The organism is Enterococcus sp. M-BR2, from assembly GCF_056612775.1.
In genome coordinates this window covers 821,612-845,350 of sequence record NZ_CM152743.1, presented here as the reverse complement: position 1 = coordinate 845,350, position 23,739 = coordinate 821,612, and the positions used below count along the sequence as shown (strand labels likewise).

21 protein-coding genes are annotated in these 23,739 nt (G+C 37.5%); 8 read left to right on the top strand and 13 right to left on the bottom strand.

Annotated features, from left to right (window positions below):
- Positions 1 to 5: 5 nt before the first annotated feature.
- The gene (locus AC1F25_RS04135; protein ID WP_002345929.1) at positions 6 to 1,079 is read right to left on the bottom strand and encodes an ABC transporter permease; all 1,074 of its coding nucleotides are present in this window, start codon (positions 1,077 to 1,079) and stop codon (positions 6 to 8) included.
- Positions 1,080 to 1,300: 221 nt separating this feature from the next.
- Between AC1F25_RS04135 and AC1F25_RS04130 the strand changes: the two genes are divergently transcribed.
- Positions 1,301 to 1,975, top strand: coding sequence for a response regulator transcription factor (locus tag AC1F25_RS04130; RefSeq protein ID WP_002309252.1), 675 nt, complete (start codon positions 1,301 to 1,303; stop codon positions 1,973 to 1,975).
- Between the two features lie 4 nt (positions 1,976 to 1,979).
- Positions 1,980 to 3,320 (top strand): sensor histidine kinase, encoded by a 1,341-nt coding sequence (locus tag AC1F25_RS04125; RefSeq protein WP_002345105.1) that lies wholly within the window; start codon positions 1,980 to 1,982, stop codon positions 3,318 to 3,320.
- Positions 3,321 to 3,519: 199 nt separating this feature from the next.
- Here AC1F25_RS04125 and AC1F25_RS04120 read toward each other — a convergent pair whose 3' ends face one another.
- The 4 genes from AC1F25_RS04120 to AC1F25_RS04105 form a co-directional block, all read right to left on the bottom strand.
- Positions 3,520 to 4,506: a DUF2382 domain-containing protein gene (locus tag AC1F25_RS04120; RefSeq protein WP_002313752.1), complete on the bottom strand. Its 987-nt coding sequence runs from the start codon at positions 4,504 to 4,506 to the stop codon at positions 3,520 to 3,522.
- A 241-nt stretch (positions 4,507 to 4,747) separates the two neighbouring features.
- Positions 4,748 to 5,125 carry a hypothetical protein gene (locus tag AC1F25_RS04115; protein WP_002309249.1) on the bottom strand — a complete coding sequence of 126 codons (378 nt, stop codon included), beginning with the start codon at positions 5,123 to 5,125 and terminating at the stop codon, positions 4,748 to 4,750.
- Positions 5,126 to 5,141: 16 nt separating this feature from the next.
- The gene (locus AC1F25_RS04110) at positions 5,142 to 6,068 is read right to left on the bottom strand and encodes a phosphodiester glycosidase family protein (protein WP_139913867.1); all 927 of its coding nucleotides are present in this window, start codon (positions 6,066 to 6,068) and stop codon (positions 5,142 to 5,144) included.
- 12 nt (positions 6,069 to 6,080) lie between these two features.
- Positions 6,081 to 7,112: a bifunctional glycosyltransferase family 2/GtrA family protein gene (locus AC1F25_RS04105; RefSeq protein WP_002313750.1), complete on the bottom strand. Its 1,032-nt coding sequence runs from the start codon at positions 7,110 to 7,112 to the stop codon at positions 6,081 to 6,083.
- A 211-nt stretch (positions 7,113 to 7,323) separates the two neighbouring features.
- On the opposite strand from AC1F25_RS04105, the gene AC1F25_RS04100 reads away from it, so the two are divergent.
- From AC1F25_RS04100 to AC1F25_RS04080, 5 genes are all read left to right on the top strand, one after another.
- The gene (locus AC1F25_RS04100; RefSeq protein ID WP_002309246.1) at positions 7,324 to 8,355 is read left to right on the top strand and encodes a tyrosine-type recombinase/integrase; all 1,032 of its coding nucleotides are present in this window, start codon (positions 7,324 to 7,326) and stop codon (positions 8,353 to 8,355) included.
- A gap of 102 nt (positions 8,356 to 8,457) precedes the next feature.
- Positions 8,458 to 9,990: an AMP-binding protein gene (locus AC1F25_RS04095; protein WP_479994277.1), complete on the top strand. Its 1,533-nt coding sequence runs from the start codon at positions 8,458 to 8,460 to the stop codon at positions 9,988 to 9,990.
- Positions 9,991 to 10,260: 270 nt separating this feature from the next.
- Complete coding sequence (locus tag AC1F25_RS04090) at positions 10,261 to 11,073, top strand: hydroxymethylpyrimidine/phosphomethylpyrimidine kinase (RefSeq protein WP_002306723.1); 813 nt, start codon at positions 10,261 to 10,263, stop codon at positions 11,071 to 11,073.
- The gene (locus AC1F25_RS04085; RefSeq protein WP_002306721.1) at positions 11,063 to 11,548 is read left to right on the top strand and encodes an ECF transporter S component; all 486 of its coding nucleotides are present in this window, start codon (positions 11,063 to 11,065) and stop codon (positions 11,546 to 11,548) included. Before AC1F25_RS04090 ends, AC1F25_RS04085 begins: the two co-directional genes overlap by 11 nt.
- Before the next feature lie 21 nt (positions 11,549 to 11,569).
- Complete coding sequence (locus AC1F25_RS04080; RefSeq protein WP_002290783.1) at positions 11,570 to 12,115, top strand: TIGR01440 family protein; 546 nt, start codon at positions 11,570 to 11,572, stop codon at positions 12,113 to 12,115.
- Between the two features lie 63 nt (positions 12,116 to 12,178).
- On the opposite strand, the gene AC1F25_RS04075 is transcribed toward AC1F25_RS04080, so the two are convergent.
- Complete coding sequence (locus AC1F25_RS04075; protein WP_002306719.1) at positions 12,179 to 13,822, bottom strand: glycoside hydrolase family 13 protein; 1,644 nt, start codon at positions 13,820 to 13,822, stop codon at positions 12,179 to 12,181.
- A 407-nt stretch (positions 13,823 to 14,229) separates the two neighbouring features.
- Between AC1F25_RS04075 and AC1F25_RS04070 the strand changes: the two genes are divergently transcribed.
- The gene (locus AC1F25_RS04070; RefSeq protein WP_119364931.1) at positions 14,230 to 15,480 is read left to right on the top strand and encodes an IS110 family RNA-guided transposase; all 1,251 of its coding nucleotides are present in this window, start codon (positions 14,230 to 14,232) and stop codon (positions 15,478 to 15,480) included.
- A gap of 251 nt (positions 15,481 to 15,731) precedes the next feature.
- Here the strand turns inward: AC1F25_RS04070 and AC1F25_RS04065 are convergent, their stop codons facing one another.
- From AC1F25_RS04065 to AC1F25_RS04035, 7 genes are all read right to left on the bottom strand, one after another.
- Positions 15,732 to 17,975, bottom strand: coding sequence for an AAA family ATPase (locus AC1F25_RS04065; RefSeq protein WP_479994276.1), 2,244 nt, complete (start codon positions 17,973 to 17,975; stop codon positions 15,732 to 15,734).
- Between the two features lie 32 nt (positions 17,976 to 18,007).
- Positions 18,008 to 18,487 (bottom strand): DUF6530 family protein, encoded by a 480-nt coding sequence (locus AC1F25_RS04060; RefSeq protein ID WP_002290778.1) that lies wholly within the window; start codon positions 18,485 to 18,487, stop codon positions 18,008 to 18,010.
- Positions 18,488 to 18,721: 234 nt separating this feature from the next.
- Positions 18,722 to 19,570, bottom strand: a complete 849-nt coding sequence (locus AC1F25_RS04055) for a DegV family protein (protein ID WP_002290771.1) — start codon at positions 19,568 to 19,570, stop codon at positions 18,722 to 18,724.
- Between the two features lie 157 nt (positions 19,571 to 19,727).
- Entirely contained in the window at positions 19,728 to 21,338 is a 1,611-nt protein-coding gene (locus AC1F25_RS04050; protein ID WP_479994275.1) for an oligosaccharide flippase family protein, read from the bottom strand.
- Positions 21,339 to 21,580: 242 nt separating this feature from the next.
- Positions 21,581 to 21,898, bottom strand: coding sequence for an AzlD domain-containing protein (locus AC1F25_RS04045; RefSeq protein ID WP_002290769.1), 318 nt, complete (start codon positions 21,896 to 21,898; stop codon positions 21,581 to 21,583).
- A complete protein-coding gene (locus AC1F25_RS04040) occupies positions 21,891 to 22,670 on the bottom strand; it encodes an AzlC family ABC transporter permease (RefSeq protein WP_002306712.1) in 780 nt (259 codons plus the stop codon). Before AC1F25_RS04040 ends, AC1F25_RS04045 begins: the two co-directional genes overlap by 8 nt.
- 132 nt (positions 22,671 to 22,802) lie before the next feature.
- The gene (locus tag AC1F25_RS04035) at positions 22,803 to 23,738 is read right to left on the bottom strand and encodes a cation diffusion facilitator family transporter (RefSeq protein ID WP_479994274.1); all 936 of its coding nucleotides are present in this window, start codon (positions 23,736 to 23,738) and stop codon (positions 22,803 to 22,805) included.
- Position 23,739 lies beyond the last annotated feature (1 nt).

Genomic DNA, 23,739 nt, shown 5'->3' with positions numbered 1-23,739 from the left:
TTTTATTAACCTCCTATTGCTGTAATTGGGTCTACTTTGGTTATCGTACGTATCGAAAACAATCCGCCTAGCATTGCGACAATGATCAAAATCCCACTATATAGCAACCATTGTGACCAAAAAACAGCAAAAGGCATCGCGCTTGGTAAAATCAGACTAGTCAAATAAGCAAACAAAAGAGCAAGCAGAACGCCTACCACCCCAACAATAAAGGACTGTGCTACTAAAGATTTAGCGATGAAGAAATTTTTAATCCCTTGTGCTTTCATTACTCCAAAAATAGCAGTCTTCTGAAGTGTCATCACGTACATGAAAATACCGACCACGGCAGCAACCACTAAGAACAAAAAGTATATCATCGCATTTAAGGTCATATTTTGGGCAGAATAGCCAGGAATACTTTCAATGAATGTCCCAATAGTTAATAACTGTAGATCCTTCGATGTTTTTTCTTTCGAAATTTTAGCTGAATCCTTTATTACGATCCCATTGATCGGCTGTTCTTCTTCAGAAGCAAACGGCTGTTTTCCATACTTCAAAGCAGTCCACGTATCTAGGGATGCATAGATGACGGGAGAAACTGTGTAATAAGTTTCAGGAAAGATACCGACAATCGTCAAAGGATCGTCGTAACTGCCAATTTTGATCGTATCTCCAATTTTATAGCCTGAATCAGCCAGATTTTGAGAGATGATGATTTCATTCTTTGTTTTAAATTCATGCCCTTTCGTGAGTTTTGGTAATAAAAATGCTTCTTTCGTTGTGCCGAAAACTGTAACATTTTCTTTATTTTTTCCTTTGATTGCTCCGCTGTACAATCCGATTGGTGCTTTCTCTCCTCCTTCAATGTATTTCAGATCTCCTCTTGTTAATTGTGAAGCTGCAAATACTTGATTTGCATCCTCCGACAAAACAATCTCTTGTGCGTCCCAATCATCGATTGCTTTTTTAAACTCTTCTGAAAGTCCATTCGCTAGTCCTGACAACATGAATACGACATACGCAATCAAGAACATAATACCGACGATCAAGCCATATCGTAATTTAGAATAGCGAATTTCTTTGATAGCTAGAAACATTTGTTTTTCCTCCCTATGATAGATTGATAGTGACAAAATGTCACTCGTTGAATAGTGTAACTTCAAAGTGACATTTTGTCACTTATGTTGTTTTTTTCTTATCAATAAATTGTCTAAGACATCTTTCGATAAAACCTTAACATGAGTCATAAAAAATTTATTTAAGTCTTATTTATGCTTTCCATGATAAACTAAAGTGACCAAATGAATGAGGTGGGAAAATGATTAAACTGTTAGTAATAGAAGACGATAAAGTATTATCAAACAATATAAAAGAAATACTCACAACAATTGGTGAGATAACACAAGTTTATAACGGTAGTGAAGGACTGTTTGAGTTGGAAAGCGGTGTTTATGACCTTGCAATCTTGGATTTGATGATGCCGGAAATGAATGGTTATGAAGTCCTAGCAAAGTTACGGAAAGAAAAAATACAGACTCCTGTATTGATTTTGACAGCAAAAGATAGTTTGGAAGATAAGATTGAAGGATTTGAACGTGGTGCAGATGATTATCTGACAAAACCGTTCTATCGAGAAGAATTGATCATGCGCGTGAAAGCATTATTGAAACGATCGCTTGGTCTCTTTGATGAAAACATTCTGAAGTATAAGGATATCAGTTGTGATCTAAAAAGTAATGAAGTATTGTACAAAGAACAAGTTTTGCCCATACAAGGAAAAGAGTTTGAATTACTCGTTTATTTTTTACAAAATAAAGGAATCATTTTGACAAAAGAGCAGATATTTGATCGGATCTGGGGATTTGATTCTGATACGACGATTACAGTTGTTGAAGTTTACATGAGCAATTTACGGAAACATCTACGCAGTACTGGACTAGATAAAGAAATCAAAACTTTACGTAATGTTGGTTATATATTGCAAGGGGTGTGATGCAATGAATGGAGATATTACGCGTAAGCAACGTAGCCGTTTTTTTATAACGAATGTAGCTGCATTTGCTTTGATCTTTTTTCTTCTGGGGTTCATTACTTTACAGATATTGAACCAATCTGCGTATAGAGAAACGGATCTTTCATTAGAGAAAACAGATTTTGATTCTCGGACAGTACAATTAGAGATACAAAGGTATCAGCAAGGTGATCCCTTTTTGAACCCGAATCAAATGGAACAAAACAGAACAAACATGGAACAACCATTGATGGAACCATCAAATGACCGATTTAACACTCAAGTGATCTTGTGGTCTGAAAATGGTGAGATATTGAATAAGGCAGCTATTGGTGGACGCTTCAATCAGATCAAAGAATTAAAAATGGATACAAAAAATCTGAATACCATCCAAAATATTGAATTAAATGAAGAAAACGACTCGTCTACCCTCTCCTTCCGCTCGATAACAAAAAAAGCAGAGACGAATCAAGTTGGTGTTGCCTATATCCAAATTTTAGAAAATACAAATCAAATCAAAAATTCATTAGCAACTTTTCGCACAATTATGATTTTGTGTATGGTTGTTTTCTGGCTTATCTCAATTGGCATTAGTTATTACTTGTCTAGTCTAAGCATGCGCCCTATCATTCTTTCTTGGAGAAGACAAAAAGAATTTGTCGAAAATGCTTCTCATGAATTACGTACACCGTTAACGATTATTCAAAATAGTTTGGAACATCTATTTACCAAACCTGATCATACCATCATTGAGGAATCTGAAAGTATTGCTCAAGCATTGTCAGAGACGAGACGGCTCACTGGATTGACTTCAGATCTGCTGACGATTGCCCGAAATGATTCTGATCAGCAGCTACTTTCAAAACAAATGATCAATACACAGGAATATATCGAAAACCTTGTTAAACCATTTCAAGAGATGGCCACCATAGACGGAAAGGAGTTTATCCTTCATAACGAGGCAACATCAGAAGTACCAATTGACGAAAAAAAGATCCATCAAGTTTTGGTTATTTTGCTAGATAATGCCTTAAAATATACGAATCCAAAAGATAAAATTATTTTAGATTCGTCTGTTAACCATAAAGAATGGCTGATTCACGTAAAGAATACTGGCCCTTCTATCAGTGAAGAAGATCAAGTAAGAATCTTTGATCGATTTTATCGGGAAGATCAATCTCGTGCGAAGGAAACTGGCGGTTACGGACTTGGATTGGCGATTGCAAAACAGATAATCGAACAGCACCACGGACAAATTTCTGTATCCAATTATCTTCCACAAGGAGTTGATTTTAAAGTCCAATTACCGTTGAAGCCTAAAAAATAATGCTTAACTCTAAAACATACTAGGAACAGGGCTGTGACAATAATCTTGTCACAGCCCTGTTTTCCGAATAAACGGTGTTCCAGAAGTAGCTTCTTCGGAAATAAGCCGAAATTTCACAAAAATTTGAGAAACAAATTTCGTAAATTCCTTCTTATTTCTTGAAGCGGACCTCTTCTGTCACAACCTCTTTAGCTTACGCTTAAGATTTTTTATTGCGGTCTTCAATGTGTACATCACCGCTTGTGTCAATATCCAATTCTTCTCGGCTAACATCTTCTGTCACTTTTTCAACGTCTTCATGTTCTTCTTTATGAATTCCCACTTCTTCACGAACAACTGTATGTTTGCTAACATCTACTTGCTCTTCTTTGATTGGGATAGTGATTGTGTCATCTTCCAAGTTTTCGTCTGTACCCTGTGAAGATGGATCTGTTACTGGTTTGCGCTCGATGACGATTTCTTCACGTTTGACCGGTACTTCTACCGTTTCAGTATCGTTGACCACATGTTTGTGGATGTCGACTTCTCCAGTGGTAACATCATGTGTATTTACATCTAATTTTTCTTCTTTTAGTTGAATCGTATCATCATCTAGATTTGGTTTGCGATCAATGTCTTCAGTCTCTCTTGTACTCATAGAATCAGCTTCGCCAGGTACGTCCATCGGATCAGTTCCTGGTGTCATATTCAATGGATCTGTTGTATTTTGAAAGCCTGTCGTGCCATCTACGTCCATTGGATCAGTGCCAGTCCCAGTTCCTAGTCCTGTTCCCATTGTGCTTGCCGAGGTAACTGTATCTTGCGTATCCATTGTGTCTTTTGTTGTTTCTGGCTGACGATAGCCTTTTACTGTGATGACAAATTTTCCAGCAGAAATATCTCCTCTATACTGATATAAAGGATCATTTTCTGGCGTAGCCGTCTCAGAATCATAGGTATCAAAAGAAAAAGTGTCTTTTATCCTTTCCCATAAAGAACGATCTTCTTCGCCATCCATACGATTCTCATCTGTTTCAACATCTATACCGGATAATCCGTCGAATCCCAGTCTAGTTGCTGCTTCATCAGTAGTATAAATAACGATATCATCTCGATCATACCCTTCGTTACGTAATCGTTCGATTACTGATAATGCTTCATCCCTTGTGCTGTAGCTACCGATGACTGTTAAATTTTTGTCTTCCATGTAAATTCCTCCTAGCAAATAGATTTATGATTGGTATATTTTTACTTATAAATTTATTCTATAGGAGACGATTGATTTCTACAAATATTTAGATTGGAATTAGATTAAAACGTTTTAATTGAAATTTCGGAATATCTATGCTAATAGCAAAATATATATCACTAAAATAGTCATTTGTGCATTTATTCCTATAGGAAATTTTTTGAAAAAAATCCTTATATTTCCATTTATTACGATTGTCTTATTTATCCAATCCGTGAATAAGTAAGCTACTTATATAGATAAAGAGACTGATTCCCAGTATAATCATTCCTATCATAGGATAAATTCCTATGTAAGGTGAGGAAGTCCCAGCTATTTCTAATATTCCTTTAAGAATCATCCCGACGATATAGCTAGTCAAACCAGTATTGAATAAATTGAAAGCCAAGCGATTTTGAAAAGTATTTAATATTTTTTTGAAAATAAAAAGGAATGCCCCTCCTACCATTGGAATAACCCAGACCCATCTCAAGGCTTGTGAAGTGACCCCGTGGCTAAAATGATGATAAATCCATTGAAAGATGAAAAGAAGGACTGAACTAATAAAATAACTATAAAATGCTTTTTTCTTATTCATAACTATACCCCTTTTCTTAACCTATAAAAACGATATCACTGACAGATCGTTCAGAGTTTCCGCTTCCGCCGACTGTTTGATTAATGACTTTTCCATTGAAATAAAGTGTTGTTGATCCTCCACCATCCAAATTATATGCGGTTTTTGCTCCGTGATTTTTCAATACAGTTGCTAGTTCGCTGAGACTCAACCCTTGACTATTATCTGTTCGACCTTCTGAAACAACAACGAGATAATGGTTTGTTCCAACTTGAGCAATTGCGGTTCGTGGATTACTTTTCATCGACTGCGACACTTCCTCATCTTCAGAAACAGTGACTTCTCCATTTTCAACTAAAGCAGGACCAAAAGATAAAACTTGATGTACGTCTTCTTCTACTAGCTTCTCAGCAGATGTTTCTGCTTCTTTTATTATTGAGAAATCACCATTTTTATCAATTACTAAGTCTTCTTTCGTTTCATCATCACTAGGTGTATCACGATATAGTGTGCCATTTCTAAGTACATATCCTTTATCTCTAAAACCATAATAATCTCCGTTTATCGCTAAAATTGCTTGTTGTTCTTGTGCGATCGCAGATGTAGTTTCTTTGATGTTGCGTCCATACGTATTGTTTGCCAAAGCTGTTTTTAAATAGCTAGAATCGCTTACTGTAATATCAGCAACATAAACTGTGGTTTCATCAACACGTTCTGAAGATAATGTGATATTGATATTTTCATCTTGGTAGCTATTATCTGTAATCACTGGTTCAAAAGAACTTGAGTTACTCGTGCTTTTTGTGTCTGTCGTCGAGCTGGAAGTCTCTTTGGATATCGTTTCTACTGATGCTATTTCCTGAGGCAAAACAAATGTTTTTAGTAATATACAACTTGAACTTCCTAAAAAGAAAACACTCGATAGACATGCCCACATATATTTTTTTCTTAAAAAAAGTTTCATATAAATTTCCTCCTAACGAAAGACTATGCGCCTTTGAATAGAAAAACTGGCAAAAAACAATAAAATATCTACAACAGCCTTACAAAGCAAAAGCGATTGAATAATAACCGAAAGGATTGACACACCTAGCCAACTTAAAATTAGTTGAAAGAGAAACAATAAGCTGTATTTATAAAAAGCAGTATGGGCTCTTTGCTTTCTGAACACATAATGTCGGTTCATTTGATAATTGAAAATTCCTGATAGTACTCTAGAAAGTATGGTAGCAATCAACAAAGAAGCCATTGTATGATTTCCAATAAAAAATATAATGGAATAGAATAGTCCAATATCCACCAATGAAGAGGAAATCGAAGAAAAAAAGAAACGAATGAACGGACGATAAACAAGATAGGAATCTTGGAATATTCGAAAATGGGAACCTTTATTTCCATCGCTATATATTGTTTTGATAGGGATCGTAGTCATTCGATAGCCGATCTTTGGTAAAACTAGCAGTTGATTGATTTCATATTCAAACCGATTTCCTTCGATTTTGAGCAGTTCAGATAAACTAGAGATAGAAAATCCCCTCAGTCCTGTTTGTGTATCCTGTAAGTGGATACCTGAGGAAAGATAATAAAAACCGCTCGTCATTCGATTCCCGAAATAGCTTCGAAAGGGCGTGTTTTCATACGAAAAATCTCTTACACCCAAAAGGAATTCCTGACCAGCTAATCGATCTACTGCCACTAGCATTTTTTGGATGTCTTCGATTTCATGCTGACCATCACTGTCTGCTGTGACAATGCCAGTAATGTCTGGATAGGAATCAAGTATAACTGAAAAGCCGAATTTTAATGCATATCCCTTGCCTTTGTTGTCAAAGTAGCTGATTTTAGTGATATTAGGATGTTCCATTCGCTGAAACAGTTTTTGATAGGTTTTCCCACTTCCATCATCAACAATGATAATCGGTACGTTTACAGATTGTGCTAATTGATTAATGAAGAATACAGTGTTTTCTGTGGGTTCGTAGATTGGAATTAATAGAATAGCTGACATATATTCACCTGTTTTTATTTGAAATTGTAGTTATTGTTGCAAGTGAAACTTAAGGGCTTCTTAAAAACTAAGAGAATCACCTCTGGTTTTGTAAAGACTTTTAAAAGACAGTTACATGGATGCTCTTTATCAAAGCAAGACAAAGTCTCTATCCTCATTTGAAGAAATGCGGTAAAATAAAGGAAACGAACAATAACTGGAGGGATTTGTATTGGACAGCAAAACTAGAAAACAACTGCAAGAAAAATTAAAACAACGTACACATTTGCTCCCTTCCGTCTTTCAACAGTTTTTAGAAGAAAATCGTTCTTCTTTATCATTAGGTAGTCGCTATGAATATGCAAAAGATTTCCATTTGTTTACTGATTATTTGAGAAAAGTATTTTCTGAAGAAGTGGATGACCAGCTGATTATCCGTCTAGAAAAACAAGATTATCAGAATTTCTTAGCTAAAATCTATCGACATACTCGTTCGTTCCAAACTACAGCGAACCAAGAAACGGAGCAATTGTTTGAAAATAGCTATTACGGGATTTCGAGGAAGCAATATTCATTAAATCATTTTTTACGATTTTTGTATCAAAAAGGACTGATTGAAGAAGAGATCTCTCTTTTGGGTACAAGTTTACCGGAAACAACCAAAGCAGCTCCGCGATATATCGATGCTGAACTTTTCAAAGATTTTGAGCATTTGTTTATCCCGATTGAAGGCTTTCGAACAAGCAGAGAAGCTAGCTTTGAAGAAAAAAATAGACCGAGGAACCTTGCGATTACTGCCATTCTTCTGTATTGCGGATTAAAGATCCATGAAGTAGTAGAACTTAAACGTAAAGATGTATCTTTGACCAAGCAGATTCTTAATCTGAATAGAAAAGAAAACAGATTGAGTAAAGTACCAATACCAAAAGAAGCGATGCCGTTTCTGGAGAACTATTTTAAGTTAACAGCACAAAATACGGACGAAAATTCTTTTGTTTTTCGTTCCTCGCATGATCAACAAATTTCTCCTCGGACTATTCGCCAAATTTTGAGCAAAATCACAGTGTATAAGAATGTATCACCAGAATTATGCCGAAAAACCTATCGCTATTATACTGAACTATATTTAGATGATGCTGACGCGGTAAACTATTTATGTGGTAATCGATACCTATCTTCCCATTCTTTTCAAGAAATCTGGGAAAAAATGGTTGATTTTTCTTATCATGAATTAGCGACATTCGTTCAGGTTTCTGTCACATAGAAATCTGAACTTTTTTCACAATAAAATATGTTATTATACAAAGGTTTATGTTACGATTATCTTTAGTTTGTATATTACTTAACAAAAGATAATGGAGTGTGAATGATGGAGACCATAATGTATTCCCCTTTGAATTTATTTACGAATTTTCAAGAAGCTGCAGCTGGCTTTTCCGAGATCCCGATTATCTTTGATCAGCCGCTTTCTGCTTTTCCTGAGTTAGGACTTGAAACAACTTACAAAAAATGCTTTGAAAGTGTATTAGATCGAGCTTATCAATTGGCCCATCTTGGTGTGAAATCTGGAGACAAAGTCATTATCTATAAGAGTTCCGCTTTTGACACATACCTTCTCGCTGTTTCTGTGTCTTACCTTGGTGCAGTGCCTGTCATGACTTCTTATCATCTACCAACAGCGACAATGGAAGTATTTATCGACCGTTTAGAAGACCCCTTCGTTTTATTTGATGATGAGACAAAAAAACGAGTGGGAGAAATTTCAAACGGGACTAAATCAAAACAGATTCCTATTGTTTATTTACTGGAGCAACCTACTTTTCCTGTTCCCCAATCGTTTTTAGCTAAAAATGAAATTTCTTATATGACCCATACTTCTGGTACAACTGGTATCCCTAAGCTTATTTGTAATTCCGCTCATTCTATGGGTTGGCGAACGAAATGGCAAAAAACTGTTTTTGCAAAAATTTCAGAAAAGAAATTAATTGCTTTTCACATTTCCCCCGTACATTCTAGATTCAATATTGGCATCTCTTCTTTGATGTCCATGGGTTTTCCTATGATGCCTTTAGCAGACGCGCAAAGTTCAAAAGTTATTCATATGTTGGAAACCTACCGACCAATCGCATTAGAGACTCATCCGAATAACTTTGTTCAGTGGAGTTTTACTGCTAAAGAACATCCAAAAGCTTTCTCTGGCATCCGTTATTATCACTCTACTTTTGATGCCATAAACAATCAGACAATGGAAACATTTTTGCGAACATCAATAACACAAGATGCGGTATTTCTTCAAGTATATGGCCAAAGTGAATGTGGACCAATGATTCTTAAGGCTCATACACTCGACAGTTTGAAAACGAGTGATGCAAGAGATATGGGCGTTGGACTGGAAGACATGACAAGCGCACGGATCACAGATTCAGTCGGGAACGTCCTTCCTGAAAATACAGATGGTCATATAAAATTACTGTCTAAAGGACGGGCTTTGACTTATTATAAGGAAGATGCACGGTTCCAAGAAAATGTTTATGGCGATTGGTGGGATAGCGGAGATTACGGTTTTATGGATGAACATGGCCACCTATTTTTGAAAGATCGGCAAGTGGATCTGATCGAAATGATCAATAGTACATTAGCTATTGAAGACTTTTTATTAGATTCGTTAGATTTTTTGGCAGAGGTAGTGATTGTAAGAGATAAAAATCATTCTCCACAGCCGATTATTGCTTTAGCTCCTGATAAAGAAATGGATTGGAATCGCTGGTGGGAGCAAGTCCATGAACTTCCACGTTTGAACGCCCCTATCATCCGTGACTTTGATGCAATCCCGCGAACAGCTACAATGAAAGTTCAGCGGCTTCAAATCGAGAAAGAATTAAAAACACAAAACAACTAATCGTTTTTAAGCGGTTGTGAAAAAGCTGTCCTGCATCAAGTAATAAGAACAGCCAAACAAAAATAGTTCCTTATATTTTACCGTTTGTTGAGCTAATATCGAGGGCCAGTTAATTGAAGACCGTTTATTTGGAAAAAGGGAATGTGACACGATTTTTGTCACATTCCCTTTTCGCTTCTTTTTGAAAATTGGATGAGATAAAAATATGCCAATTGGCTGTTTTTCTTTTTTGAAAATTTCGTTATACTCTTATTCATGGAGGGAAATGTTATGAAAAGAATCTTGACGATTGGTGGCTCTGATCCATTTGCTGGTGGAGGAATCCAAACAGACTTAAAAACTTTTGAAGATTTTGGTTTATTCGGGCTAAGCGCCTTGACATCTATAGGGGTACTAGATACGAATGGGCGATTTATCTTGGAATCTATTCCTTCAGAATTGCTTGAACGACAGTTGGCTTCAATTGATCAAATGACTTCATTAGATGGAATCAAGATTGGGTTATTAAATTCAAGTGAAGCAATCATGGTTGTTCGAGACTTCATAAAAGCAAAACAAAATATCCCAATCATTTTAGACCCTGTTTTGGCATTCAAAGAAACTGAAACTGTGATCAATCAATGGTATATTTCGCAGCTCATCGAAGAACTTTTTCCACTTGTTACGATGATTACGCCTAATTTGGCAGAAGCTGCTTTACTTTCTGGTCAAGCTCTCCCCTCTTCGTTGATAGAAATGATCCATCTCGCTAAAGAGCTCACTGCTTCAGGAGCAAAGAAAATTGTAATAAAAGGCGGCACAAGGATGGCTGGCGAACAAGCTGTGGATCTTCTCTATTCAGTTGACCATCATGAGGTGTTTTCTCAGAAAAAAGTCGATACCCCGACAGTAAATGGTGCCGGTTGTGCCTTTTCTTCTGCAATAACAGCGAATCTTGTATTAGGAACAGACGTTTCAAAAGCCGTAGCAGAAAGTAAAAAATTTGTTGCCCATTGTATTTCCAATGGTGTGCTGATGAATGATCATACAGGAAGCGTCTGGTCTGGCGGTATCCAAAAAGGAGGAACGATAAATGAAAACTAAACAACTAACAATCTATGCGATGTTGATTGCGTTGACCGTTGCACTTTCATTAACTATTTTGATCCCTGTACCGGCTACGAACGGTTTTGTGACATTATGTGAGGCTGGAATCTATACTGCTTCTTTTCTTTATGGTCCAATGGGTGGATTAGTTGTCGGTGCTTCCAGTGGTCTATTAATCGATTTGATTTCAGGATATCCGCAATGGGCTATTTTTTCATTAGTGATTCACGGATTACAAGGATATGTTGCCGGATCTTTCAGTAAATCTTCTACTCGCATGTGGCTATTTGGTCTTTTTTTAGGAAGCTTAGTTATGATCGTCGGCTATGGTATCGCCGGTTGGATTTTGTATGATTGGCCGGCTGGAGTGGCTTCTATCCCAGGGAATACCTTTCAAAATCTTATCGGTATGGGTCTTGCCTTTCCTATAACTGCAAGTCTTCAACGTATTCAAGCACGGAAGCAATATTAATTGAAAAGAAGGTTTTAGAGAATGAAGTTGTCAGAAAAAGAATTGAAAGTTCAATTGACTGAAATAGTTAATGACGTATTGGCTGAGGCACATTTGAAAAAAGGAGATCTCTTTGTTTTAGGGTGCAGCACAAGTGAAGTCGTCGGTGGACATATTGGAAAAAATTCCAGTGCGGAAGTTGGTCAGTGGATCATCCGTACGTTAAAAGAGCTATTAGATCCTAAAGAAATTGCCTTAGCTGTCCAAGGTTGCGAACATTTGAATCGAGCATTGGTGGTAGAACGAACAGTGGCAGAAGCAAAAAAATTCGAAATCGTCTCTGTTATCCCTGCATTACACGCTGGAGGTGCTTGTTCTGTTGCTGCTTTTGAGCAGTTCAATGACCCTGTCGAAGTGGAGCATGTAATTGGGCAAGCCGGCATCGATATCGGTGACACTTCGATCGGTATGCATATCAAACATGTCCAAGTGCCTGTCAGACCTCGTTTGAAAACCTTGGGACAAGCCCATGTGACAGCCCTTCGCTCTCGTCCTAAATATATCGGTGGTCCTAGAGCAAATTATTAAGATGGGTAAATCAGAAAAACTTCCTCGGAAAGTCCAACTATTGAACTTTAACGAGGAAGTTTTTTAATTGTTTGTTTTATACAGCCGAGCTTCATAAGGGGCTAGTGTTCCTTTTTTTTCAAAGTTTCCGCTAGAATAATTTGATAAGAGCAATGTCCATGACTGATCTGCTTCTTTTGGGAGTTCATAGTCAGCAAATGATTCCGTCAAGTTTACCATAATAAGATACTGTTCATCTTCTAAATCTCTTTCATAGACATATAGTTGTGGATGTTCATGAAGATATTCTTTATAAGAACCGTATATCAGGCCTTTATTGATTTGTCTAATGCGGATCATGTTCTTATAGAATTGCAAGATCGAATCCGGTTCATGTTCTTGTTGTTCTACATTGATCGTTTTGGTATTAGGATTAGTGATCATCCAAGGCTCATGTGTAGAAAAGCCGGCATATTCTTCTGAAGTCCATTGCATGGGTGTTCTGCTATTGTCTCTGGTGGTTTCACGAATGATATCTAATGCTTCTTCTCTTGTCTTACCTTCCGCAAGAAGCCTTTCATATAGTCTTTTCGAATCCACTGCATCAACTTGATCGATCGATTCAAAAGGCATATTCGTCATTCCGATTTCTTGTCCTTGATAAATAAATGGCGTTCCTTGCAAAAAGAAATACATCATAGCGATTGCTTTTGCAGACATAGCCCAAAATTCGGGACGGGTATCTCCGAACACAGAAACGGCACGAGGAACATCATGGTTTTCCATATATAAAGCGTTCCATCCGATACCATCTAGGGAAGTTTGCCAAGCACTTAATGCATGTTTTAACTTAAGGACGTCTAATTGCCCTTCTTTTTCTTGCTGCCAAATATGGATATGATCGAATTCAAAGATCATATCGAAATAACCGTCTTTTCCTACCCATTCCGGCCCTTCTTCTGCAGTGACGCCGCTTGCTTCTCCGACTGTCATGATATCGTACTCTTCGAAAACATGTTTTAAATCAGTCAAATGTTCTTCGATTCCCGAGACATTTTGAAAGGGTGAAAAAGGGTTCTCTGTGGCTTTTACTGAATATTCATCTTTTTTTACATGAGAAATCGCATCTAAGCGAAATCCGTCTATCCCTTTATCTAGCCACCATCGAATCATATTGAATAGTTCTTCTTTCAATTTCTCACTTTCCCAATTTAAGTCTGGTTGTTCTTTTGCAAAGACATGCAGATAATACTGTCCTGTTTCGTGAGAATATTCCCAAGCAGAGCCGCCGAAAATCGATGTCCAATTATTTGGTTCTTTGCCATCTACTCCATCGACCCAAATGTAATAATCTCGATAAGGGCTTTCTTTGGATTTCTTCGATTCTTCAAACCATTGATGCTGATCCGAACTGTGGTTGATGACAAGATCCATAATAACTTTGATTCCTAATTCATGTGCTTCTTTCAGCAATAAATCAAAATCTTCCATCGTGCCGAATCGCTTTTCTATGTCTTGATAGTCACTTACGTCATAACCATTATCAATAAATGGAGATTGATAGATTGGATTGATCCAGATAAATCCGATGCCAAGATCTTTCAAGTATCCAAGTTTTTCGCGGATCCCATTGATATCTCCTTGTCCATCGCCGTTGCTATCTTTGAAACTAGCCGGATAGATTTGATAGCCTACTGCTTCTTTCCACCATTTTTGTTCTTGTATCATATCGTTTCACTCCTCGTAAAATATATTTTGTCTAACAGTTTTCTTTCAAGGTGTCTATAAATCATAAAATTTATTGAATAACACATTCCTTCCGGAATTTGTTTCGATATTGTGTGATTTCTCAGAGTACAATGGATGTATGGAAAGGATCCAACGGGAATTTGCTACTCACCCCTGTAGTTTTGTCTACCTTGTAAAGTCTGTTACCCGTGCCACTGTTATCACTACCAACTCATTAGCTGTTTCGATAATGGACTAGACTTTCAAATAGTAGTTGGAAGGCAGCTTCTAGCTCTTTTATCACCGTATTCTATTAGGCGAGGTTGTGGCTATACAGTGAGTTTCTGGGGAATCCCACAGTATCGAAGCATTTTCCAAAATTTAAAATGAAAGGAGGTCCTTCTTCCATGAAATTATTTGTCGGTATTGACGTTAGCTCTGAAAAATTAGATGTTTGTTTTCTAACTGACGATGATCAACTCTCTATATTGTCTGAAATCCCTGTTACCAATGATATTGAGGGTGCCACATCCATACGAGATATGATTCTTGAGTTCAATGAGAATTATCACTTTAATCAGATTGTGATTGGTATGGAATCAACGTCCATGTACAGCTTTCACCCTTCCATGTTTTTTCACGAAGATGAGGAGCTGAAGAAACTCAATACACTTGTAACGATTGAAAATCCTTTTCGGATTAAACAGTTCAGTCGCATGTTTGATGAGGATAAAACTGATCGAAACGATGCATTAAGAATTGCTGACTTTTTGCGTATCCAACGATTCACAACTTCCCCTATCAAAGAAGAGAAATACATGGCTTTACAGCGTTTAACTCGTACTCGCTATCAACTCATTAAGCAATTAACTCGTACAAAACAACATTTTCTGGAAAATCTAACGTACAAATGCAATACGCTTGCTCGAGAAATGCGAGACGAATCGACAAGTCTTTTTAGTGCCACAGTCATTTCCCTTATGACAGAAGACTTCACCCTCGATGAGTTAGCTGAGCTTCCTTTGGAAGCCTTCTGTGACTTACTTCAAGAAAAAGGAAGAGGTCGGTTCAAGCAACCAGAAAAAATTGCCAAGGCGATTCAACGAGCTATCAGATCAAGCTATCGCTTAGGATCTGTAGCCCAAGAGTCTATTGATATTGTTCTGGGTGTTCTTGTCTGCGAAATACGGGCTCTTGAAAAGAACATCAAAGAACTAGATAAAGCAATCGAACAATTAGTGGTTGTTATTCCAGAATACCAATGCTTAACCAGTATTCCAGGCGTTGGTAAAGTCTACGCCGCTGGATTGATCGCTGAAATCGGTCAAATCGAAAGATTTGAAGATCAGACGAAATTAGCAAAATATGCTGGATTAAGCTGGAAAGTCAAACAATCCGGGAACTATCAGTCACAAAACACGCCTCTGACAAAACAAGGGAATCGATATTTCCGTTATTACTTAGTTGAAGCTGCCAACTCTGTAAAAAATTATCTTCCCGAATATAAAGCTTTTTATCAAAGCAAATATAAAGAGGTTCCAAAACATCAACACAAACGAGCTCTCGTCTTAACCGCAAGAAAATTTACGCGTCTGGTGGATACGCTACTACGTAACCATCAACTCTACACGCCCCCAAGGAGCGTGATAGATAAATAACACTTTGTTATTGACGCAAATCCTTGAAATGACCCGAAAAAATTTTGATTTTGGTCGGGTCTAGTTAAGTGCGCTTCAAAACAGGTGACTCAATAAAACTATGTTTCATTTTTATCTTGACTTATTACCATTAGACTTTAACGGTCCCTCTTGATTATAACCGATTCTATTTTAGAAGTATCCTTGTTACCGGTAACTAGAAACGAAAAGCTCAACGAATCTGCTAAATGCGTTCGTTGAGCTTTATTTTATCATAGATAACGGGCAATCAATTGAATCATTTGCTTGGGAAATTCATTTAGGTCAGTAATATCTACAAAACGGCTTTCACCGTAGATCGACTTGATCTCTTCTTTGTCTTGACCAATGGCTGCGGAAACAAATAATATGCCTTGACGCTCGTATTCTTTCAAAACAGACTGGATGTCCTCTTTTGCTTTTTTGCCAGTATAATCTGGCAACGCCTTTGGCTGACCGTCACTAATATTAAGCAACAGTTTGGTTGTGGCGGATTGTCTGTTTAATTTTTCCGCTGCTAAACGAAGTGCCGCTCCATCACGATTGTTTTGTCTTGGTTTCATAGTGACTAATTTTTCATTTAACCATTGAAACCCGTCTTCAAATTCTTTATAAGAAAACAAAGAAGTCTTTTCTCTTGCTGAACGGTCTGCTGTATCCCCGTAAATCAACAAGGGGATATCGACTTTCTTAGCAAATTCGGCAATGGCGATCGCTGCTTTTTTTGCCGCTTCGATCCGATTATCCCTTATCATTGATCCAGATTCATCGATCCGCACAGCTACCGCTAAGGAAGGTTGCTCATGTGGCGGGTTCTTTTTGTCAAAATTTCTCAAATCACCATATGCTACTCTACTTGCGTTAAACCGCTGTCCTTCATATTTTCCCTTTTGGTACGTCTCTGTTTGTTCATTATCCAGTAATTCTAAAATTTGTCGGCTAAGTGATTCTACTATCGGCATGACTTGCATTTGTAGTTCACGTGCTTCTTGCGTTTTTCCTTGGAAAGCTGGTCGGTGAACGATGAGACCTTCTTTTTCATGAATCGTTTCCTTCATGATTTGCCGCGCTTCTTTATTTAATTGCTTCTTGATTTCCTTATCATGTGTTTCCATGTCAGAAGCAGACATTTCTTGGGAATCCTCTTCTGTTTGTTGTTGTTCCTTCTGATTTTTCCCTTCGATATCGCTCCTGCGTTCTTTTTGCATTTGAGGAGGCATCTCGTTTTTTTCTGTTGTTTTCTCTAGTCTCTCTTCTTCCACATTTGGTTCTTCATCAGACAGTTGTTTCTTTTCATCTAAGCGCAAAGTTTCTTCAGCATCTTCAGTGATGTTTCGTTCGTTTGCTTCTTCGGCGCTGATAATTCTTCCTTTTGCATGCTCAGATTGAGGTTCTATTTGAGGATAGCCCCATTTTTCTTTTCTCAAAATGTCTTGAAGTTCTAATAACAATCCACTCTCAGACAAAGCTTGCTCAAGGATTGCCAATTCATCTGGATCAGTGGATAATTTATACAAAACTTTTGGATAAATCGACTGGAGTAAATTTTGTCCTTGCTTATAGGTATTCGCCCAATAAAAATATGAACGCATTCCTGCTACAGCTTTGATGGCATTTGCTTTTGCAGTTTCATCCAATAAACGGATAATCTCTGCCATCTTCATAAGGAGTTCTTGATTTTGAATCATGGTTTTCGCCATCGCACGTTCTGCCATGACTTCTAAGGCAGGAAGATCCATTTTTTCCGCATGCTGCATCCGATCTCTTAAGGATTCATTTAAGGGTCGATTTCCTTGGTAGTTTCGATTTGTGGTAATGACAATAATACAATCTGGATGGCGACGAATGATTCCTGTTGGCAAATTCAACATCCCATTTGGTTCGAGCGCTGAGTTAAGTGCCACAAGAACAGAAGCATCACGGATGACAGTCGGCTCTTGGATCTCTAATAGATATCCTTTTTCAACCGCTCGAACGATTTCAGAAGGATAATAACTATAATGGATTGCATCTGGATAATCGGCTTCGATTCTTTGAACTAACTCTGCTAATTTTTCTTTGGCAGAAAAAGAATCAATGCCGTAATGGTTCTGGATCAGTGTCAGTACAGCTTCAAGTGTATCTGTTTGGTAAATAGCTTCCAGCAATTCTTGGTCTTGTTCTTTATCGGAATCTACTACAGGTAATAAGGCGCCGAACACATCTGATTTATCCATATCTGCAAAACATGTCACTTTTGTATAGGGAAGTTGCAAATCAGCAGATAGTGCTTTTGCTAACTGTGTCTTACCCGATCCGGCGTCTCCTTCTAAAAGAACGTTACTGATTTTCATTTCAGGATCTTGCCAATTTTCTTTGATTTCGGAGGCGATCCGCCACTCTTCTACACTTGTCCGATGACTTTTCGGTTTCTTCCAGATCATTTGCTTTTCTAGCCGTGAAAAGGTCCGGTTTTCTGTTAGTGAGAAATTCTCCATACTTCTCTTCCCCTTTTGATCATCTCTGTCTATTAATATCCTAACTCATCTAAAAGACGTTTTAAAATACGGAATCGTTCCCCAATCAGTTCTCCGTCTTTTTGTAGTGTATCGTAATACAAAATAATGTCTTCATCGATCTTTGGATTTTTGGTATCTACCTCGACTGTCATCCGGTTTCCCTGCAAACCAATGATGTCCACAACTGGATTTTCTGGATCATAGAATTTTTCATAACGATAAGCATCTTGGAAGTATAAACTTCCTTGTGCAGCTAAGATCGCTAAGTCTAAAATACGTGTAATTGGTAATTCTTCTGATTGTCGAGACCATTTTTCTCCAGTATGTCGCCATACTTTGCCTGATATGTCGACTTTTCCACGGTCATTCCATTGAGCGAGACCTAGAGAAAGACCTTTTGCGTCCGTATTCAATGCATTTCTTCCATCAACTTTATCGTAGTCTTCTACAACGAGCACTGGTTTATGTTTTAAATTTGTAGGTATTTCCATGATTTTAACTCCTCGTCTTTCTATTTTTAGTGAATTAGTAAATCAGTAGTTTACTAATTCACTAAACTATATGCGACATTATAAATGACTGAAGAGAGAAATGCAAAGAAAAAGAGCCTGTTTGTTAGAAATACATAAAAACATCATCTTGCTCTTCTACACGTTCATTTATCACGTGAATAAAGAGCAAGATGATGTTAGAATATTTTTGGTATGTTTTTTGAATAAAAGGAATTATTGCGCTGAAATGGCGATGCCGATGGCTTTTTCGCCTAAATGTGTACCAATGACTGGTCCAAAATGACCAACTTCGATTTCTGCATTTGGATACTTTTTCTGCAATTTCTCTTTTTCCGCAATCGCTACTTCTAAATTGTTTGCATGTATCACATAAAGTTTGACTGGCGGTTGTATTTCGTTATTTCTTTTGCCAATGATTTCTTCAGCCCGAGCAAATGCTTTTTTACTTGAACGGATTTTTTCGAATAAAACAATTTTTCCTTCAGAAAATGTCAGAATCGGTTTGATTTTCAATAGGCTACCAATCAGTGCAGCGCCATTGGTCAATCGCCCTCCCCGTACTAAATTGTTCAAATCATCTACAATTAGATAAGCGTAAGTATTATCTCGAATTCGATCGACATGCGCAAGTATCTCATCAAGGGGCTGACCTTCATCATTTAAGTCTAAGGCAGCTTCTACCATATGTCCCATCGGCATACTAGTGATCTTAGAGTCATAAGGAATGACCGTTACTCCACTGATATCGTCTTTCATCGCAAATAAGGTGTTGACGAAACCAGAAATACCTGAAGAAAGATGGATACTTAAAATCGTGTCATAGCCTTTCTCTTTCAATTCCTCATATAAAGCCAAAACTTCCCCTACGACAGGTTGTGAAGTAGTAGGAAAATCTTTACTGTTTTTTAAAAGTCCATAATATTCATCCGCTTCGATATCGATTCCTTCGTTATAAATTTTCCCATCCATAATCAAAGGGATTGGAATCACGAATAAGTCGGGATGGTTCTTGATACGTTCCGGCAGATACGCCGAACTATCTGTAACTACTGCAAGTTTCATGTGTTTAATTTCCTCGTTTCAAAGAATTTTTCCAGACCTCATAACTATATCATAAGTAAGATTAGATATGAAACTAAAATTGGAAAATAGAAAAACGACAAGCGTAATCATACGAGTTGCCGTTTTTCTAGTGACAGCAAAAAGACGACTAGTTAGCCTATTCTTTGCTTCCGCTACGATGTTTAACATTTTTCAACATTCGGAACCCATTTTTTCCGAATTGAGAAAATAAAAATACTAAACCCCCAATACTTCCTAAAGCCACACAATAAACCATTGCATAACTTTTTGATTCCATTGGCAATCGCTGATTCAGCAAAAAGAAAATGATGAAACATACCGCAAGCATAATCAAGGTAGATCGGAAAGTTTTTAAGAAAAAACTGCTGATTTTTGCTAAAGGTGCTATTCGGTATTCTTTGCACATAAAGTGATACCCACGAACAAAGACGATACCGAATGCCAAGCCATTTGATAAGCTCATCCCGTATCCGCCAACTAGACCTAGTCCGATTACTTGGAAGATGACTTTCAGGATAATTGCTTCTACAGTTAGTCGAATCGCAAAACGATGGTGGTTCAGAGATTGAAGCATCGTTGATAGGATCGTGAATAATGAGAAAAACAAAGAAGCTAACAAAGCCATTTGGAAATAACCAACACTTTCAGGATCATAACCAAAAAACAATGTGTATAACGGTCCAGCTAATAAAGACATCCCGGTCAATGAAGGAAGAAGGATCAATAACGCAATCGAAAAACTGTCTCCTACTGTCTTTTCGATTTGTAAACGATCTTTTTTCTTCATTGTGCTTAGTATTGGCAAACTACTTATAGCAACTGTTCCTACCATGGAAATCAGGATCAATGTCAGTTTGTTTGGATTAACAGAAGCACGACTGAATAAGAATTCCAGTTGCTGATCTGCAATCTCTGGACGAAAAAAGTGAAGCAGTGGTTTCATCGTTACTTGGTCGATCATTTGAACGATAGTAATGACGGAGCCGACAAAAATGAACGGTAGTGTTTCCCGAATGATAGAGACAGAGGCAGATTGGTTTTCTCTTTCGAAGTAACGACTGGAAATCAAAAAGTCTTTAAGTTCAAAGAAGTCTTTTCTGCGTCCGACGATATACATATGGATAATCGCAGCTAACCCACCGAAGAAAGAAGCAACTGTACTGATCAATACAGCTTCTAATATGGTTCCGTCAGTCAATACGCGCAAGTAATAAGTACCAGCCAAGATAACGATCACTCGTACAGCTTGTTCAATAATCAAAGAAGTTCCATAAGGTCGTAAATCGTTTTTCCCTTGGAAGTATCCTCTCATTGCACTCAAAATCGGGATAGCAACCAAAGATGGGCATAAACTTCGGATAGCTAATATCCCGTTGTTAACGTTAGCGATTGGACTGATTCCGGCTAATAAAGGAGCAAATAAATACATCAACGCAGCAGAGGCGATACCGATGACGAACATGATATTGATCGTACTTCGAAAAATCAGCCGACAAGCAGCGTTATCTCCTTCTTTTGTTGCTACAGCTACTTTTTTTGCAATCGCATTTGGAAATCCGACTGTACCAAGCATCAGGAACAATCCATATGGAAGATAGCCAACATTGTATAATGTCGTAGCAAGCATACCATCTTGATTGTTCCCCATCATACTCAGCCAGGGAATCAAATAGACTACCCCTAAAACTTTACATAGAAGATTAGCAAAGGTTAGCCAAAATGTTCCTTGCATCAATTTTTTATTCATCTAATTTCCCTCAACTATTCTTTCATAAAATAAACATCTTCCCTATTATAGCAAAAAAACATAGAAGGACAAATCCCTCTTTAATTCTTAAAACAAAAAAGAGCTTGCATCATAAGTCAACACTAATCTTTTTATCCGAACAAATGAACTTGCATCCACAATTGGCTGATGCAAATGCAGTTTGGATAGATCAGTTTGAACAACTTATGTCGCAATCTCTGTTTTTTAGGGAATAAAACAGTTTAAAGCATGGACAGTAAAAAGACAGACGCAAGTCCTGTCAAAACTGACAACGCCATCGAACGTGTTTTGTAAGCCACACCTGCTACTAGAATCATTGCAGCTATTTTGATATTCCAAGCAATATCCAGATGTTCATGAGTAATGAAGACATCTTTGAAAGCTAACGCCGCAAACAATGCTACTGGTACATACTTCATCCAGTCACTAAACCAAGATGGCACTTTTCGATGAGTAAAATAAAGCATCGGGAACAAGCGCGGGATATACGCAACGATGAACAGACAAGCAACTAAAAACAGCAAATATAGTTTAGTCATGATGGTTGGCCTCCTGTTCTGGGAAGTTGAAGAGCGGTTCATTGACATCTTTGCCGCGATCCCTTAGTTTCTTGGCTTTTTCTTTTTTAAATGCCTTCTCCAGCATGAATCCGGCAAATGAAGCAATAACAGTAGCTGCAATCAAGCCGAATGTGTTTTGGAATAATACCATGAAGATCACCCCTAATACACCTGAAAACAAACCTGTAAAGATCAGTAGTGCGTTTTTCATTTGCATGACAAACATAAAAATGAACATAGCAGTCAAAGCAAAATGGACAAGGTCAGCATCTACTCGAATCACCGAGCCAAAAAAATTACCGATCATGTTGCTACCGGCCCATGCAGCCATTGAGAACCAATTGACATATAAAGCCTTTCTTTTGTTCCAAGAGGGGTCAGTTGAGAACTTTAAGTAGTTCACCGCATAGTTTTCATCATTCAGTGATTGAGAAAAGACAGCTAAAAACGTCCGCTTTTCTTTTTTCATAAAACCGGCAAGACTTGCTCCTAATAATGTATAGCGTAATTCTAAAAAGAAAACCATCAATAATGTCGTTGCAAATGATGCTTGCGTCGTAAGCATAGATGCAACTAAAAACTGCGCGCCGCCGGAAAAGACCAGAATCGATAACAGCCCTGATAAGAGAGGATCAAATCCAACTTTTTGCAACAATACTCCACAAGCTAATCCCACTGGTATATAGCTTATACAAAGCGGCATCACTGCATGCAAAGCTTGAAGCCATGGCGCACTCTTCTTTTTGTTCATTAAAATATCTCCTTTAATTACAACAAATAAACAGCGGACTCATTGTAACATAAATTCGCTAAATTGTAGCCGTTTTATTTAAAAACAAGATTATATATTTCTCATTTTTGATTCAATTCATGAACATACGTTTTATTTGTGAGAATAATTTGGGTCATATTTATCTGTTTCAATGTATATATACATCTTCTTGTCAGGAAGAGACTGGCGCATATTTTTTTCAATATCATTGATGATCGAATACGTTTCATTTTCTTTGTTTCCAACAATATCTGCTTTTGCAGCGACTAAAATTTCCGTTGGACTTAAATGAACGGTTTTGATATCAATTAGCCGACTGATCTCAGGTCGTTCAAAGGCTAACTTGATTTTTGATAAATCGCTTGCTGTCACACTTTCACCAATGATCAGACTATAAAATTCTTTTGCTAGGAAAATCGCAGCTCCCATCAGTAAGAAACCGATCATTAATCCGCTGATAGCATCAAATGCAGCAATCCCGGTTGCATAAGTCAAGATTGTTCCCGCTAAAGCCAAGACCAAACCGATTACAGCACACAAGTCTTCCGTAAATATAATCAGTATTTCACTATGTCGACTTTCGCGCAAAAAGCGCATCGTGGAAAGATTTTCAGTATTCAATTCTTTGATTTCCTTCATTGCGACACGCAAAGAACTTCCTTCGATTACCAAACCAAATAACAAAATGGCAATGACAATGATTGGATTACCAACTTCATGGGATGGATGCGTCAATTTTTCAAAAGCTTCCATCACCCCTAGTGCTCCCCCACCGAAGAAAAGCATCATTGCGACGATCGTACTAAAAAAGTATTTTGCTCGACCTTCACCAAATTGATGCAAGTCGCTCTGACCTTTATTAGCTTGTTTATCGCCAAATAGCAGCAAAATCTGATTACTACAATCAACGATACTATGGATGCTTTCATTCAGCATGGCGGCACTGCCACTGATTGCATAGCCGATAAATTTGCTGATAGCAACTAGAATATTAGCCCCTAGAGCAGCAATTACGGAAAACATTCCGCTTTTTTTAAAATTTTTCATA

What these genes read in the sequence shown, in the direction of transcription:
- AC1F25_RS04080 (WP_002290783.1), top strand. Translation starts at nt 11,570, where the DNA reads ATGAAGTTGTCAGAAAAAGAATTGAAAGTTCAATTGACTGAAATAGTT.
- AC1F25_RS04085 (WP_002306721.1), top strand. Translation starts at nt 11,063, where the DNA reads ATGAAAACTAAACAACTAACAATCTATGCGATGTTGATTGCGTTGACC.
- AC1F25_RS04125 (WP_002345105.1), top strand. Translation starts at nt 1,980, where the DNA reads ATGAATGGAGATATTACGCGTAAGCAACGTAGCCGTTTTTTTATAACG.
- AC1F25_RS04045 (WP_002290769.1), bottom strand. Translation starts at nt 21,898, where the DNA reads ATGACTAAACTATATTTGCTGTTTTTAGTTGCTTGTCTGTTCATCGTT.
- AC1F25_RS04135 (WP_002345929.1), bottom strand. Translation starts at nt 1,079, where the DNA reads ATGTTTCTAGCTATCAAAGAAATTCGCTATTCTAAATTACGATATGGC.
- AC1F25_RS04055 (WP_002290771.1), bottom strand. Translation starts at nt 19,570, where the DNA reads ATGAAACTTGCAGTAGTTACAGATAGTTCGGCGTATCTGCCGGAACGT.
- AC1F25_RS04095 (WP_479994277.1), top strand. Translation starts at nt 8,458, where the DNA reads ATGATGGAGACCATAATGTATTCCCCTTTGAATTTATTTACGAATTTT.
- AC1F25_RS04040 (WP_002306712.1), bottom strand. Translation starts at nt 22,670, where the DNA reads ATGAACAAAAAGAAGAGTGCGCCATGGCTTCAAGCTTTGCATGCAGTG.
- AC1F25_RS04115 (WP_002309249.1), bottom strand. Translation starts at nt 5,125, where the DNA reads ATGAATAAGAAAAAAGCATTTTATAGTTATTTTATTAGTTCAGTCCTT.
- AC1F25_RS04075 (WP_002306719.1), bottom strand. Translation starts at nt 13,822, where the DNA reads ATGATACAAGAACAAAAATGGTGGAAAGAAGCAGTAGGCTATCAAATC.
- AC1F25_RS04050 (WP_479994275.1), bottom strand. Translation starts at nt 21,338, where the DNA reads ATGAATAAAAAATTGATGCAAGGAACATTTTGGCTAACCTTTGCTAAT.
- AC1F25_RS04035 (WP_479994274.1), bottom strand. Translation starts at nt 23,738, where the DNA reads ATGAAAAATTTTAAAAAAAGCGGAATGTTTTCCGTAATTGCTGCTCTA.
- AC1F25_RS04060 (WP_002290778.1), bottom strand. Translation starts at nt 18,487, where the DNA reads ATGGAAATACCTACAAATTTAAAACATAAACCAGTGCTCGTTGTAGAA.
- AC1F25_RS04130 (WP_002309252.1), top strand. Translation starts at nt 1,301, where the DNA reads ATGATTAAACTGTTAGTAATAGAAGACGATAAAGTATTATCAAACAAT.
- AC1F25_RS04065 (WP_479994276.1), bottom strand. Translation starts at nt 17,975, where the DNA reads ATGGAGAATTTCTCACTAACAGAAAACCGGACCTTTTCACGGCTAGAA.
- AC1F25_RS04070 (WP_119364931.1), top strand. Translation starts at nt 14,230, where the DNA reads ATGAAATTATTTGTCGGTATTGACGTTAGCTCTGAAAAATTAGATGTT.
- AC1F25_RS04120 (WP_002313752.1), bottom strand. Translation starts at nt 4,506, where the DNA reads ATGGAAGACAAAAATTTAACAGTCATCGGTAGCTACAGCACAAGGGAT.
- AC1F25_RS04110 (WP_139913867.1), bottom strand. Translation starts at nt 6,068, where the DNA reads ATGAAACTTTTTTTAAGAAAAAAATATATGTGGGCATGTCTATCGAGT.
- AC1F25_RS04090 (WP_002306723.1), top strand. Translation starts at nt 10,261, where the DNA reads ATGAAAAGAATCTTGACGATTGGTGGCTCTGATCCATTTGCTGGTGGA.
- AC1F25_RS04105 (WP_002313750.1), bottom strand. Translation starts at nt 7,112, where the DNA reads ATGTCAGCTATTCTATTAATTCCAATCTACGAACCCACAGAAAACACT.